Origin of the sequence: Croceibacterium ferulae (genome assembly GCF_003660445.1) — a bacterium.
Classification (GTDB): Bacteria; Pseudomonadota; Alphaproteobacteria; order Sphingomonadales; family Sphingomonadaceae; genus Croceibacterium; species Croceibacterium ferulae.
Window position 1 is genome coordinate 1 of sequence record NZ_QZVQ01000007.1, and the last position, 14,247, is coordinate 14,247.

The 14,247-nt window shown below is 64.5% G+C and carries 11 protein-coding genes; 6 read left to right on the forward strand and 5 right to left on the reverse strand.

Features of this window, described 5'->3' with window-relative positions; genetic code table 11:
- Positions 1 to 321 precede the first annotated feature (321 nt).
- Positions 322 to 3,144: a TonB-dependent receptor gene (locus D5S08_RS08925; protein WP_121117701.1), complete on the reverse strand. Its 2,823-nt coding sequence runs from the start codon at positions 3,142 to 3,144 to the stop codon at positions 322 to 324.
- A 278-nt stretch (positions 3,145 to 3,422) separates the two neighbouring features.
- Here D5S08_RS08925 and D5S08_RS08930 point away from each other — a divergent pair, with 278 nt between their 5' ends.
- Both D5S08_RS08930 and D5S08_RS08935 read left to right on the forward strand, forming a co-directional pair.
- Entirely contained in the window at positions 3,423 to 4,736 is a 1,314-nt protein-coding gene (locus D5S08_RS08930) for an MFS transporter (protein ID WP_121117703.1), read from the forward strand.
- Positions 4,736 to 6,577 (forward strand): DUF8034 domain-containing protein, encoded by a 1,842-nt coding sequence (locus tag D5S08_RS08935; protein ID WP_175578915.1) that lies wholly within the window; start codon positions 4,736 to 4,738, stop codon positions 6,575 to 6,577. The genes D5S08_RS08930 and D5S08_RS08935 overlap by 1 nt, the downstream gene beginning before the upstream one ends.
- A gap of 3 nt (positions 6,578 to 6,580) precedes the next feature.
- On the opposite strand, the gene D5S08_RS08940 is transcribed toward D5S08_RS08935, so the two are convergent.
- Genes D5S08_RS08940 through kdgD form a run of 3 tightly spaced genes read right to left on the reverse strand, consistent with a single transcriptional unit; the run spans position 6,581 to position 9,988 of the window.
- Entirely contained in the window at positions 6,581 to 8,131 is a 1,551-nt protein-coding gene (locus tag D5S08_RS08940; RefSeq protein ID WP_121117707.1) for a carboxylesterase/lipase family protein, read from the reverse strand.
- Entirely contained in the window at positions 8,131 to 9,018 is an 888-nt protein-coding gene (locus tag D5S08_RS08945) for a LysR substrate-binding domain-containing protein (protein ID WP_121117709.1), read from the reverse strand. The genes D5S08_RS08940 and D5S08_RS08945 overlap by 1 nt, the downstream gene beginning before the upstream one ends.
- A gap of 31 nt (positions 9,019 to 9,049) precedes the next feature.
- Complete coding sequence (kdgD, locus tag D5S08_RS08950) at positions 9,050 to 9,988, reverse strand: 5-dehydro-4-deoxyglucarate dehydratase (protein WP_121117711.1); 939 nt, start codon at positions 9,986 to 9,988, stop codon at positions 9,050 to 9,052.
- 186 nt (positions 9,989 to 10,174) lie between these two features.
- On the opposite strand from kdgD, the gene D5S08_RS08955 reads away from it, so the two are divergent.
- The 4 genes from D5S08_RS08955 (at position 10,175) to D5S08_RS16680 (ending at position 12,934) form a co-directional block, all read left to right on the forward strand.
- Positions 10,175 to 10,519: a hypothetical protein gene (locus D5S08_RS08955; protein WP_121117713.1), complete on the forward strand. Its 345-nt coding sequence runs from the start codon at positions 10,175 to 10,177 to the stop codon at positions 10,517 to 10,519.
- Between the two features lie 579 nt (positions 10,520 to 11,098).
- Positions 11,099 to 11,902 carry a hypothetical protein gene (locus tag D5S08_RS08960; RefSeq protein WP_121117714.1) on the forward strand — a complete coding sequence of 268 codons (804 nt, stop codon included), beginning with the start codon at positions 11,099 to 11,101 and terminating at the stop codon, positions 11,900 to 11,902.
- 307 nt (positions 11,903 to 12,209) lie between these two features.
- A complete protein-coding gene (gene rnk, locus D5S08_RS08965; protein WP_121117716.1) occupies positions 12,210 to 12,632 on the forward strand; it encodes a nucleoside diphosphate kinase regulator in 423 nt (140 codons plus the stop codon).
- Between the two features lie 134 nt (positions 12,633 to 12,766).
- A complete protein-coding gene (locus D5S08_RS16680; RefSeq protein WP_155522967.1) occupies positions 12,767 to 12,934 on the forward strand; it encodes a hypothetical protein in 168 nt (55 codons plus the stop codon).
- A gap of 70 nt (positions 12,935 to 13,004) precedes the next feature.
- On the opposite strand, the gene hmpA is transcribed toward D5S08_RS16680, so the two are convergent.
- Positions 13,005 to 14,216, reverse strand: coding sequence for an NO-inducible flavohemoprotein (hmpA, locus tag D5S08_RS08970; protein WP_121117718.1), 1,212 nt, complete (start codon positions 14,214 to 14,216; stop codon positions 13,005 to 13,007).
- Positions 14,217 to 14,247: the final 31 nt, after the last annotated feature.

Below are 14,247 nucleotides of genomic sequence, written 5' to 3' on the forward strand. Positions count from 1 at the left end.
TCCTCGACCATGAAGCGGGTCGCCCGGCGCATGGTCTCCAGGATCTGCTCGCGCCCGGGTGAGGCTGCGAGAGCGGGGCTGAACTGCAGGGTAAGCGACAGCGCCGCAGCGCTCCCCAGCAGATGGCGGCGGCTGATCATTTACGGCTCTCCCATCGGCGGCTGCTCCCGTGATCGGAGCTTGCCATTTCGGTGACCTGACCTTGGCATGAAGTGTGGGGATCCGGAAAGGTGCATGCGCCGGCGCAGAGCTGCCGATTTGCCCGCCCTTGCACTCGCCTCTCCGGATCGTCGCCCACCCATGTATGCGCGGCAACCGACACTACAGCGCGTAGCGAACGCCGAAAAAGAACTGCCGGCCCGTGTGGGTATAGACGTTCAGCCGGTTGCTGCTGTCGACGTACCCGTCATTGTACTGGTCGGTCAGGTTCACCGCCTCGATGCTGAGCTGGACGCGATCGTTGAGGTTGTACGATGCTTGTGCATCCACGTTGATCGTGCCGCGCACGCCCTGCACATCGTTGCTGTTGCTGGCGGGCACGGAGGTCAGGTAGCCCGAGCGGTAAGCAATGGATCCGCGGACGCTGAAACGGGTATCCTCGTAATACAGCGTACCGTTGGCCGCGTGGCGCGACAGGCCGACCAGCGTGGCGTCCACCGTCGGTGCGCCAGGTGCGGTGGAGGTGAGGTATTCGATGGACGAATCGACAAAGGTGTAATTGGCCTGGATGCCGAAATTGGCGAGCGCGCCGGGCAGGAAGGTGAAGGGTTGCTGCACGTTCAGTTCCAGCCCCTTGAGCGGGCCGCCATCCGAATTGACCGGCTGCGTGACCTGGAAGATCTCGTCCGGGGATGCGCCGGTGCCGGCCAGCAGTTCCAGCGGCAGACCCAGCGTGTTGTAGGCGGCATCGCGCCGCAGGGTCTGCACGAAGGTGTCGATGTCCTTGTAGAACAGGCCGATGGCGAAGATCGCGCCGCTTTGCGGGTACCATTCCAGCGACAGGTCGAGATTGTTCGACTTGGTGGGGGCAAGGAAGGGGTTGCCGGTGGAATAGTTGCGGTTCGCGCCCTGCACGCTGACATTGCCGCCCGGCGATACGCTGCCGAGGCCGGGGCGGGCGATGGTCTGCGCCGCGGCGAAACGAGCGACCAGGGTGGGCGACACATCCGCGACCAGGTTCAGCGATGGCAGCAGCATGTCGTACCGGCGGCCGATCGACACCTGTTCGAACACATTGCCGACCGCGGCGAAGGCGGTGCCGTCCTGCCGGGTGCTGAAGTAGCGCACGCCGACATTGCCGCGCAGCGGGAGGCCCGCCTCCAGGTTGAAGTCCAGCTGGGCATAGGCGCCCCAAGTTTTCTCCTGCACATTCTCGTTGTTGCCCCGGGCGGAGCTGTTTTCCACCCCGAAGGTCTGGTAGATGCCCGTGTTGCTGTAGATATCGAAGGCGCTGGCGTACTTCTCCAGATCTGGGGTGAGCCAGGCCGAGGGCGCGCCGGCCCCAAGGTCGATGCCGCGACCGAAATCGTCAAAGGTATAGGACAGGTCCGCGACCTGCTGTGACGTGAGCGTCTGTACCGTCAGTTCACGGGCGCGGCGCCGTTCGGTCGAATCGTAGCGGAAGCGGCGGAAATCCACGCCGGCACGCAGCACCAGCTCCGGCACGAATTCGTATTCGCCGAAGATCTTGGCGTTTTCGAACCGGTTGCGCACGGCACTGGGGCGGATGCGCACTTCGGACGTGCCGTCCAGGTGCGACCAGTTGGCTGGATCGCTGAGGTCGAAGCCGTAGGTCAGCGCGGGGAAGCGGCCATTGGCGAAATCATAGGTGAAGCCGTCGCTGTCCACCCGGTCGAAGGTGACGGTGGTGGACACGGGGGAGCCAAACTTGCTGTCGGCATAGCCGCCCAGGAAGCCGATCTTCAGCCCGTTGCCGAAATCCTGGTCGATCGTGCCGGTGACCTGCAGGAATTCGGTATTGAGTTCATCATAGCTGGTCTGGGTGCGCAGATCGACATTGTCGAACGTGGCGGTGACCAGATTGTTGTTCTCGTCCACCACGCCATCGCGGATGATCGTGTTGGGCTTGCCCGTGCCGCCGCGGCTGAGGCCGATCGCCTGCAGCTGCGCCTCGCTCCGCGTGCCGTTCAGGCGGGAATAGAGCGCGTCGACGCCGATCACCATCTGGTCGGTCGCTTCGTACTGGACCGATCCGGTCACGCCGATGCGTTCGGACTCCACATCATAGCTGACATAGGACGGGATGCGCGGAACGAAGATCGCTTCGGTCCCGCGCACCTGCAGGTCAGCCAGCGTATAGCCGGGCAGGGTGGAGGCCGCGTTGAAGCCGCCATTGTCACCGGCGGGTTCCCAGCGGGTGATGTTCGCGCCTTCCTCGATCAGGCGGCGCTTCTCATAAGCGGCGGACACCAGCACGCCCAGTCGTCCGTCCAGGAAGCGGTCGCTGGCCAGCAGCGACAGGCGCGGCGTGACCTTTTCCGCCAGGTCGTTGTAGCTGGCCTGGGCCGAGGCGACGAGGCGCGGGCCGGTGAAGTCGAACGGGCGCGCGGTGCGCAGGTCCACCGTCGCGCCCAGAGAGCCTTCCTCCACATCCGCGCTGGCGGATTTGCGCACGACCAGTTCGTTGAACAGGTCGGACGAGAAGATGTTGAAGTCGAACCCGCGCCCGCGATTGGTGCCGCCGCTATTGGCTGTGCCGCTGGAGGTGGTCAGCGCCTCCATCCCGTTGATGCGGACGCGGGTATATTCGGAGCCGAGGCCGCGCACGGAGATGGAGCGGCCTTCGCCCTGCACGCGGGTGATCGCGACACCGGGGATGCGCTGCAGCGATTCCGCCAGGTTCAGGTCGGGGAACTGGGCGATGTCCTCCGCCTTGATGGCATCGACCACGCCCGAACTGTTGCGCTTCAGGTTGATCGCGCTGGCCAGGCTCTGGCGAAAGCCGGTGACCACGATCTCCGCCCCGGCGCCGGGCACGTCGGTCTGCGGCTGCGCCTCGCTGGGAACGGCTGCGCTGCCGGCGGGCGGGGTGCCCTGCGCCAGGGCGGGTGCGGTCGCCAGCAGGGTACCGACCAGCGCGCTGGACAGGGAAAGGATGGTCTTGTGGTGCAGATTGCCCGTCATGGCTGAACCTCTTCCGTGATGCGCGGCCTCTCTGGGGGCCGCTCCACCTTGCTGTTAAGCCGGGCAGCGACGCACCCGCCAGCGCCAATCCGGCATTGATCGATGCGCGCTGCGCACTGAACACCCTGCGGCGCTGACGCATGCCCCGGCGTTCATGCCAAGCTTTGGCTGGATCATCCCGGTCTGGGACTTGGACGCGCATGCCCGCACGCTATAGCTTCGGACGATCAGGCACGATCCGCGCATGACGGATCGGCCGCAACGGAGAGGAACAGTTGATGGCGCCCACGGGCACACAGACACGCATCCGGTATCGGATCATCGCGCTGATCTTCGTCGTCACAGTCATCAACTATGCCGATCGTGCGACCTTCTCCATTGCCGGGGAGCAGGCATCGCAGGAGCTGGGCCTCAGTGCGGTGCAGACCGGATATATCCTGTCCGCCTTCGCCTGGGCCTATGTGCTGGCGCAGGTGCCCGGCGGCGCCTTGCTGGACCGGTTCGGGACCAAGCGGATCTATGCCGGGGCCATTGCCATCTGGTCGCTGTTCACCGCCACGCAGGGCTTCGCCGGCTGGCTGCCGGGCGTATCCGCCATGACCATGCTGTTCGTGCTGCGCTTCTGCGTCGGCGCGGCGGAGGCGCCGTCCTTCCCCGGCAATGCCCGGCTGGTCGCCGCGTGGTTTCCAGGGGCAGAGCGGGGCACGGCATCCGCGATCTTCAATTCCGCGCAATATTTCAGCCTGGTGGTGTTCGCACCGCTGATGGGCTGGCTGGCACATGATTTCGGCTGGCGGTCGGTGTTCTTCGTCATGGGCGCGCTGGGCCTGCTGGCGGCGCTGGCCTTTGCCAAGCTGATACATTCGCCCGTGCGTCACCCTGCCATCAATGCGGCCGAGCTGGAGCATATCGAGGCAGGTGGCGGGCTGATACGGATGGAGGACGCGCCGGCGGGATCGCGCGTGGCGACCTTCACCCGCAAGAACGTGGCGCAGCTGCTGGGCAACCGGATGATGCTGGGCATCTATCTGGGCCAGTATTCGATCAATGTGCTGACCTATTTCTTCGTGACCTGGTTCCCGATCTATCTGGTGCGCGACCGGGGCATGACGATCCTGGAGGCGGGCTTTTCCGCTGCGGTGCCGGCCTTGTGCGGCTTTGTCGGCGGGGTGGCAGGCGGTTACCTGTCGGACCGGCTGCTGAAGCGGACCGGCTCCATCGACCTGGCGCGCAAGGCCCCGCTGGTGGTCGGCATGCTGCTGGCGACGATGATCATCGGCTGCGTCTATGCGGAGGAGGAGTGGCTGGTCATCCTGCTGCTGTCGCTCGCCTTCTTCGGCAAGGGCGTGGCATCTCTGGGCTGGGCGGTGATGTCCGATGTGTCGCCGCGCCAGCTGGCGGGGCTTGCCGGAGGCGTGTTCAATATGTTCGGCAATGTCGCGGGCATCGTCACGCCGATCGTCATCGGCTACATCGTGGCGTCCACCGGATCGTTCGACGGTGCGCTGATCTTCGTTGGGGCGCATTGCCTACTGACGATCTTCGCCTTCTTGGTGATCGTCGGGCCGATCCGCCGGCTGGAGCTTAACTGATGCACACCACGCGCCGCACACTGCTGGGCACTGGAGTCGCCGCGCTGGCCCTGACCGCCGCGCCGGTCCGCGCCGCCCGGCCGCAGATGCAGATCGATACTCCGATGGCGGCGCCGGACTGGGCCGTGCTGCAACGCCGGCTGCTGGCGGAGAATGCCCGGTCCTGCGTCGAATATTACCGCACCTATGTCGACGAGCGGGACTGGCTGAAGGTCTTTGTGCGCTGGGGCGCGAATGATGGGCCGGACGATGCGGCGGAAGCCACCAATGACTGGCTGCTGCTGCACGCACTGGGCGGCGATGATCGCATCCTGCAGCTGTCGCAGCGGTTCTGGGAAGGGCACCTAGACCAGTACACCATCGCCCGCACGGTGGAGACGCCGGCGGGCCGCAATGGCATGTACCGGTTCGAGTTCCCGACGCAGCTGGACTGGCAGCATAATGCGGAAGGGCTGTCATCGTTCAACCTGATGGGCCTGTCCGCGCCGACGGACGCAAGATTGCGGCAGCGGACGCGGCGTTATGCCGATTTCTACACCGGTGCCGATCCGGCGGTGCAGAACTACGATCCCCAGCACCGCGTGATCCGCAGCATGATGAACGGTAGCCTGGGGCCGATGATGCGCCCTGCGACCGCGCTCGACTGGGCGGGCGACCCGTTCGATACCAGCCTGTTCCACCTGGAGCATGGCGAGGAGAACTACCAGCAGACGCTGGACCATTACCGCGAATATACAGATGTGGTCGGCGACAGCCCGCTGAACCTGCAATCCACCACACTGGGGCTGAATGCCTATGCGCTGGGTGCGGGGGACCGGTTCCGGGACTGGGCGCTGGATTATCTGGGTGCGTGGGTGGAACGGGCGCGGGCCAATGGCGACATCCTGCCCAGCAATGTCGGCCCCGATGGCGTGATCGGTTCCAGCGCTGGCGGCTGGTGGGGTGGAGTCTATGGCTGGGGCTTCTCCCCGGTCGTGCCGCAGACGGGGGAGCGGCAGGACCGCAACCGGGTGCCGCGATCGATCACCGCCTTCATGAACGGCACGCTGCTGAGCGGCGACAATGCATTTATCGATCTGTGGCGGCGGCAGGTTGCCAGGCTGAACGATCTCGGCCGGACGGTCGATGGAAAGTTCGCCACCCCGACGATGCACGGGGCGGATGGCTGGTATGGCTGGCGCCCCGGCCCCAATCGCCAGAACGCAGGCGAGATCTGGTATGTCACGCAGCGCGCCGATGACCGCGAGACCGCCGGAGCGGAGCCGTGGCTGGAATATCTCGACGGCCGCAATCCCGGCTATCCGCTGGAGGTGCTGAATGCCGATCTGCAGCACATTGCGGAGTGCGATGCGAGGCGGCTGGCGGACGACACCACGCCGCAGACCCGGCTGGCGGACTGGCCGTTGGACAAGAACCCGGCGAGCGTGAAAAGCTTGGTGCAGCTGATGACTGGCGGGCTGCATATCGCCCGTCCGGCATGGTCACGTCAGTCGCCACCGCAGGGCGGGGTGACGCTGCATTGCCGCCTGCGCTATTTCGACCCCGTCCGCCGTCGCGCCGGCCTGCCGCCCGACTGCGCGGCGCTGGTTCACACGATGCGCGACGATGCGGTGGAGGTGACGCTGGTCAATCTGTCCGACGACGTCCGCAATGTGGTGGTGCAGGGCGGCGCCTATTCCGAGCATCGCCTGCAGGGCGTGACGGTCGACGGTCGGCAGGTGGCCGGCGGCGGGCGTGACGTGGCGGTACAGCTGGCGCCCCGTTGCGGCGCACGGCTGACGGTCGCCATGCAGCGTTATGCCGACCGTCCGACACTGGCTTTCCCGTGGGATCGGGTCTGAGACCTACCCGCCGGGCTTGATGTAGGGGGCGACGGCGAACAGCAGCCGTTCCTCCCGCCGGGGGTCGTTCTCTATCCGGCAGGTCGTATCGAAGATCATCGTGCCGCGCCGGTCCAGATCGTAGGCCGGCCAGGCAGGCAGGGCGGCGGTGTTGGGATCGCCGGTGCGGGCAAAGGCGATGAAGCTGTCGGCCATGTGCGCCGCCAGTGCGCGTGCGGCCGGGCCGTTGCCCGTCTGCTGGCCAGCGCGGGCGGTGTTGTCGAACACCAGCGGGATGTCGAGCGTGTGGTACGCGCCCAGCACGCCGCCATCCTCGGGCGAGGGCCAGTCCAGCTGGTACATCCAGGTCGGCGCGCCGATCCGCGCGCGCGCCTCCGCCTGCAGCAGATGGCCGGGCCAGGACCGGCCGGCGGTGCTGGCCGCGAGCAGGATCTGCGCCGGGCTGCGATCGGGATAGAAGGCGCGGTACTGGCGGATGACGTGATCGGGGGCGAGGTCCTTGACCATCTGGCCCATCAGCCGGTCGGGCAGGTTGTCCCAGGTGGTGTCGCCCGCCAGCAATTGCGCGCGCAGCCAGGCGCCGGTTTCATCATGCGTGTTGCCCACGATCAGCGGGATATGCGCGGCTTCCTGCGGGGCGTCGGGCACAAAGGGGTGCCGGGGCAGGGCGCCGTGGTCCAGCGTGGAAACGAAGCTGATCTCGCCCTTGCCCTCCAGCGGGTCGGTGTTGGCCATCGCCTCGACCAGCCGTTCGATCGGCAAGCTCGCGAGTGCGGCATAATCGCTGACGCCAGCCGCCGCCATGAAGGCGCGGGCGCGACGGGTGGCGTTGTTGGGGCCGGCGGCGGTGACGTGCTGTCCGCTCATGGTGGCGACGCGGTGGATCAGCGGGCGTGCCTCCGGCATGGCCATCAGCGTGATCGCCTTGCCCCCGCCGCCGGACTGACCGAACAGCATGACGCATCGCGGATCGCCGCCGAACGCAGCGATGTTGTCGCGCACCCATTGCAGCGCCAGCACGATGTCCAGATTGCCGACATTGCCCGATTCCGCCGGCCCGCCCAACTGCGCCAGGTAGCAATAGCCCATGCCTGCCAGCCGGTGGTTGAGCGTCACCACCACCACATCGCCCCGGCGCACCAGATTGCCGCCATCATAGAGCGGGTCGGAGCCGGAGCCGTGGGCATGAGCACCGCCATGCAGATAGACCATCACCGGGCGCCGCGCGCCGTCCAGCGCGGGAGTCCAGACGTTGAGGAACAGGCAATCCTCCGACGTCGGCTCCTTCGCGCGGGTCTGCGGGGCGGCCGGGCCGTAGCTGGTGGCATCGGCGACACCGCTCCACGTAGCGGGCGGAACGGCGCGGCGGAACCGCGTCGTCGCCGTGTCCGCACCATAGCGGACGCCGCGGAACACCAGCGCGCCATCTTCGGTGAGGCCGCGCACGCGGCCATGCGCCGTTGCCGCCACCGGATCGCCGGCGGCCGCCGCGCGGCGTGGTGCCAGCACCAGCGGAGCGGCCGCCAGCGCCCCCACGAACTCACGCCGGCGCATCAGCCCGCGATCTCCGCACACAGCCGTCGCATGGGCTCCAGCGCCGGATTGGCGTTGTCGCGCCGCCACGCCATGTGCAGTTCGACCGGCTTTTCCGGCGTGGTGGTGAAGCGGCGGAACTGCACGTCCAGCATGTGGAGGCCAGATGCGGATTCCGGCACGATCGCGGCGGCCAGCCCGGCATGGACCAGCCCCAGCATGGAGTGGATCTGTGTCACATGTTGCACATAGTCCGGCATCACGCCCGCCTCGTCAAATTGCTGCAGCAGCATGTTGTGAAAGTAGCCAGCGCCCTGCCGGGAATACATGATCAGCGGGCGCCCGTCGAAATCGGCCGGGGCGAGTGTGGCCTGTCCAAGGCGGGCGTCGCCGGCCGGCAAGGCGGCGACCATCGGTTCGTTGAGCACGCACAGCGTGTCGAATTCCTGCCGGTCGACCGGCGGGCGGACGAAGCCGACATCGATCAGGCCGATCAGCAGCGCATCGACCTGGTCGCCCGTCACCATTTCGCGCAGGTCCAGCTCCACATTGGGCAATGATGCGCGCGCCTGCGCCACGATCTTCGGCACCAGATGGTAGCCGGAGACCGCGGTGAAGCCGATCGAGATGCGTCCCGCATCGCCGTTTGCGACCCGACGGGCGGAGAGGGCGGCGCTTTCGGCCAGACGAACGATCCGGCGTGCCTCTATCAGGAACACCTGGCCTGATGGGGTCAGGCTGACCGTGCGGCTGGTGCGTTCCAGCAGGGTCACGTTGAGAATACGTTCGAGCAGCTGGATCTGCCGGCTGAGCGGCGATTGCGTCATGTTGAGCCGCTGCGCCGCGCGGCCGAAGTGCAGTTCTTCGGCGGCGGCGACGAAGCAGCGCAACTGACTGAGTTCAAACATCAGCCGAAGCTAAATGCGCAAGGGGCGCCTGTCACCCCGCCGCCGTCATCACCGAAGCGGTTGCCCGCTCCACCAGCACGCGCAACTCCTCCTGCTCGGCCTCGCTCATGTCGGTCAGGGGCGAGCGCACGGGGCCGGCGTCACGCCCGACCACGCGCATGCCCGCTTTCACGATCGACACGGCATAACCGCGCCCGCGATTGCGCAGGGTGATGTAGGGCAGCACGAAATCGCGCAGCTGCTTCAGCACCTCGGCCCGGTCGTCCGCCCGGACGGAGCGGTAGAAGTGCAGCGCCCATTCCGGCATGAAGTTGAAGATGGCGGAAGAATAGGTCGTCACGCCCATGGTCAGGTACGGGGTGGCAAAGGTCTCTGCCGTCGGCAGGCCGCCAATATAGGTCAGCCGGTCGCCCATGCGGGCATAGATGCGGGTCATCAGCTCGATATCGCCGACGCCATCCTTGAAGCCCACCAGATTGGGATTTGCATCGCACAGGCGGGCCAGTGTCTCGTCATCCACCACCGCATTGTCACGGTTGTAGACGATCACGCCCAGGCCGGTGCTCTTGCACACGGCGTCGATGTGATTGAACAGCCCTTCCTGCTTGGCAGACATCAGATAGGGCGGCAGCAGCAGCAGGCCATCGGCGCCGACGGCCTCCGCATCACGGGCGATGCCGGTGGCGATGGCGGTGCCATAGCCGCAGCCGGAGATCACCGGAATACGCCCGCCTGTTTCCGCTACGGCCGCGGCGACGACCTGCCGCACCTCCCCCGGGGTCAAGGAGAAGAACTCCCCCGTGCCGCCAGCCGCGAACAGACCGGCGAGCTCGTGATCGAGCATCCATGCGCAATGCGCGCGGTAGGGTTCTTCCTGGAAGGCGCCATCCGCATTGAAGTGGGTGACGGGGAACGACAGCAGCCCGCCGCCGATGCGGCCTGCAATGTCGGTGAGGTTCAGTTTCGGCATTGCAGCGGCTCTCCCATGATGCGGTCGCGACGTTTCGCGCAAACGGCAGCTGCCATCTCGCTATGCTTCGCCCGGCGGTGCGTCCAAGCCAAAGGTCGTTTCGGTCGATGCAGGAGTTGGCTTGATCAGCACAGGAGCGGCCTACAAGCCTGTTCCGCAAGAAGCAGTTTAGCTGCGCGGGCCAGGATGTTTTATCACGGGCGGCTCGGTGCACTTGTCTCGTTCCTCACTGCGGGGTCCAGCAATGCGCTGCACAGAACGCTGTTGAAAATGCTTGTACATTCCAGCACCGGTCACCCGGTAGACGCCAACACGATGGAACGACTGCGCCTTCCCGCGCGGTTCGTTGCCGGGCCGGGCCGGGCCGGGCCGGGCCTTATGCTCACGCAAAGCGCCTACGTGTTCGTCACGCCCGAGCCGGTGATCATGGACTTCACATCGACCGCGCTGATGGTGATCGCCGCAACTTGGTATAAAGCTCGGTTATTGCCGGGCCCACTTCCTGCGATCTCAGAACCAATCAGAGGTTAGCGGGCAGGCACCACAACTTGCTCGTGAGATGATGATGAACCGACGACCGGTTTGGAGGAGCGGCACCTTGGCGCTGAACGTCTGACTTAGGGTCTTTCCGCCAACAGCGGGTAGGCTGATGCTCGCTGAAAGCCGATCTTAACTCACCAAGCACGCGTACGTCGGCTCTTGTCGAAAACCGACGTTTAGCCAGCCGAGCAGGAACGGCGGCAAAGTCCCACTTCTCTCCGCCCGCGTCCTCAATGTATCCACGTGGAGTGCCGACCGGCTCATATTAACGAGCGTCCGACGCTGGGTACCCCCGACAAAGGTGCTGAATGACCGCGGTGGGGTCACTGGCGCCGCATAGCTGCCGTTCCGCTTTCGCCCCAAAGCGGACATGGCGGTTTGATGGCCAAGTTTGATGATGCGTGCACTTGCCTCGGCGCTCGTACCTAATTGAAACTTCACTGCGAACGCGACACCATCATGGAACAGGTCAGATCCACCGACCTGACAGATACATCACCGGATGATGAGACATTCTTCACGAGTAATGTGCAATGTCGCAAGCGAGTTCGCCTACGGAAAGGACCATCGGTGGAGGACCAGGACGACGATACCGGTATGTCGCGCAAGAAGCGCAGTGCCATCATCTGTTCTAGCCTGGTTTTCTTCGTCATATTCTTTGTTGCTAGTGCGGCATTCCTGATAGAGCCCGATGGGACATACTACATGCGGCGCCCTGGCATGAAGGTGCCGATCACGCGAGAGCTGGGGCTCGCTGTACTTGTCCCGATGCTGTTTCTTTGCGCCGCCTGTGTTGGTTGGATTTATTGGCGTAATCTGCGGCACCTTTGGAGAACGACAGAGCCTCAGATTGAGGAGCCCGATGTTGGTTCTGACAAGCCTGTGCTCTGGTCAGCTAGGAATAACTGGCGCAGCTTTCGAGGGGGGCGCGTCGCAGGTTCAATGATCCTAATAACTATGCCTTCTTTGTTGTTGCTATGGATATGGAATATTTTAACTGGTGAAAGCAGCATCACCTTAAAGCTATTCTTTATCCTGCTTCCTTTGTCGCTCCTTTGCTGCACCGTTATACCTATCATAGTGGTTTGCCTTGAGGAGATTAAGTCCTGGCTTTTTGATGTGATTGGCAGCATTGAAGTCACACATGAAGGCATTACTTGGCTGACGCCGATGACGCAACAAGTGTACCGGACGGTCTGTACGGCTGATCTTATTGATGTCTGGCTGATTGATAGCCATGGCAAGCGCGGATCTCTTGTCATCGTCAGGCGCGTCGATGATGATGTTGAGCACGTCTACTTACATGGGTTGCTGGACTCGGAGAGGGTTCAAGCTGCAGTGCAATCGCTGATCACTAACCCGTGCGTCGTCTGAAACTGGGCCATAAGCAGCGAGCAAGCTACTCTTCATGTCCGCTCCCCACCCAGGCTGATCGGCCGTCGTCTCGCCGGTATGGTGCGGCTGAAGGCTTCGGCTTGACATGTCGCGCGGGGGGCATCACTTTTGGTAGATGTACGCTCCCGCGACATACAGGCGATTTCTCCATCACGCCGGGCAACTTGCCGCGCGTGCCTAGCCCGAGCTTGGGCGGGCTTTCAGCCGCCTGAGTTCGGGCCTTGTTCGATCTGTTTCAAGGAACGCGCGCGAAGCGTTCGATCTCGAATAAGTGAAATCTGCTGCAATGAATCAAGGCACCATCTCGCCGTGCGATCGCCCGGCCATCCATGTCCTCGCCAGTGAATGCGATGCGCTCTCCAACCTCGCTCTGAACGCGGTGCACCGGCATCCCCAATCGTCGGCAATGATCCTGGCCGAACTTGATCGCGCCGAACTCTGTGACCCGGGCGAGCTGCCGGAACAGACGGTCGTGATGAATTCTTGGATCGACTTCGTCGATGAGGCCAGCGGGGCGCAGCGCACCGTCCAGCTCGTCTACCCGCGCGATGCAGACATCGGCGCCGGGCGTGTTTCGGTGCTGACCCCGATCGGTGCCGGCCTGATCGGTATGACCGCAGGTCACTCCATCCGGTGGCCTGATCGCGACGGCCATGATCGCATGCTTCGTATCGTGTCCGTTTCGCCTCCCGACCGGTCGCACCTGTGATCGAGGAACTTGCCAGACATCACTGCGTCGGGGACGACGGGACGGATCTGTGTGTCGTCGAGCGGCGTCATGTGTTCGCAACGCGGGGTAGTTCTGGCTCTCGCGAACATCGTGGCGCTACATGGATGGCGTTGATGAGTGGCGAGCCGGTTCGATACATCGACGCCATCACCTTCGAGATCGTCGCCACCGGAGAATTGCTCCAGCATGACCTGGCTCGATGCACCTGCAAGCCTGAGGTGAAAGTGTCCACTTTCGAAGGAATGTCGAAGGTCCGGGCCGAGAGCGATCGATCCGATTGATCGCGGCCACTGGACAAGTGCCTTTAAAAGCGCGTGGGCCGCAGACTTTCAGGTGGTCATAGCCCAGACCTCACGCCGCGATCAACTCGTCTGCGGGTCCGAAGAACTCGTAGTGGATGCGGTCTCCGGACACGCCAGCCAGCGTCAGTTCGCCAACGAAGTGGCGGAGGAAAGCCTTGGGGCCGCACAGGTAGAAATCAGCCGCTGCAACAGGCGTGTGGTCGCGCAGCCATTCGCCGGTGATCAGGCCCTGCTCGTCATAGTCCCGACCCTGCGCATCGGCGGTGCGGGGCTGTTCGTAAAAGGTGGTCACGCGGAAATCGCCGCCTTGCGCAGCCAGTTCGCGGACATGGTCGCGCATGGCGTGGGTGGAGCCGTTCAGGGTGCCATGTACATAATAGACAGCGGCGGACGCCCTCTGCTGAACCAGCGCTTCCAGCATGCTGAGCATGGGGGTCAGTCCGACACCGCCGCTGAGCAGCACCACTGGGCGGTCGACCGTGTCGGACAGGAAGAACTCGCCTGCCGGAACCGAAGCTTTCACGATCGTCCCGACATCGGCCGCATGGTGCAGCCAGCCGGAGGCGACTCCCTGCGGCTCCTGCTTCACGCTGATGCGGTAGCTTTCCCCATTGGCTGCGGCCGAGATGCTGTAATTGCGTTTCAGCGGGTGCTGTCCCGGAATATCAAGCCACAGCGTCAGGTACTGCCCCGGCCGATGCCGGACAACCGGGGCGCCATCGATCGGGCGCAGCACGAAGGACGTGATGACGTCACTCTCCCGACGCTTCTCGACCACCCGGAAGTCGCGCCAGCCACGCCAGCCACCGGGCTGTTCGGCCAGCGTATCGTACAGCATCGTCTCTCGGCCGATCAAGATATCAGCGAGGAACCAGTATGCTTCGCCCCAGGCGGTCAGGATCTCGTCGGTGGCAGCATTGCCCAGAACGTCCTTGATGGCGGCGAGCAGGGCATCGGCAACGAACGGGTAATGCTCGGGCAGGATCTGCAGGCCGACATGCTTCTGCGCGATCCGCTCCACCGCATCGCCCAGCACGCCCAGATTGTCGATGTTCTGCGCATAGGCGAGTACCGCGTTCGCCAGCGCCTTGGGCTGCGAGCCGGTTTCTCCATGATGCGACTGGTTGAACAGGTCGCGCATCGCGGGATCCTGGAAAAGGCGGGCATACATGGTGCGGGTGATGTCCAGCCCGTGCGCCTGCAGCGCCGGCACCGTGGCCTTGACGATCGCGATGGTTTGATCGTTGAGGGTGCGTGACATGGATGTGGTCCTGATCTGGTTGGCAAAGGGA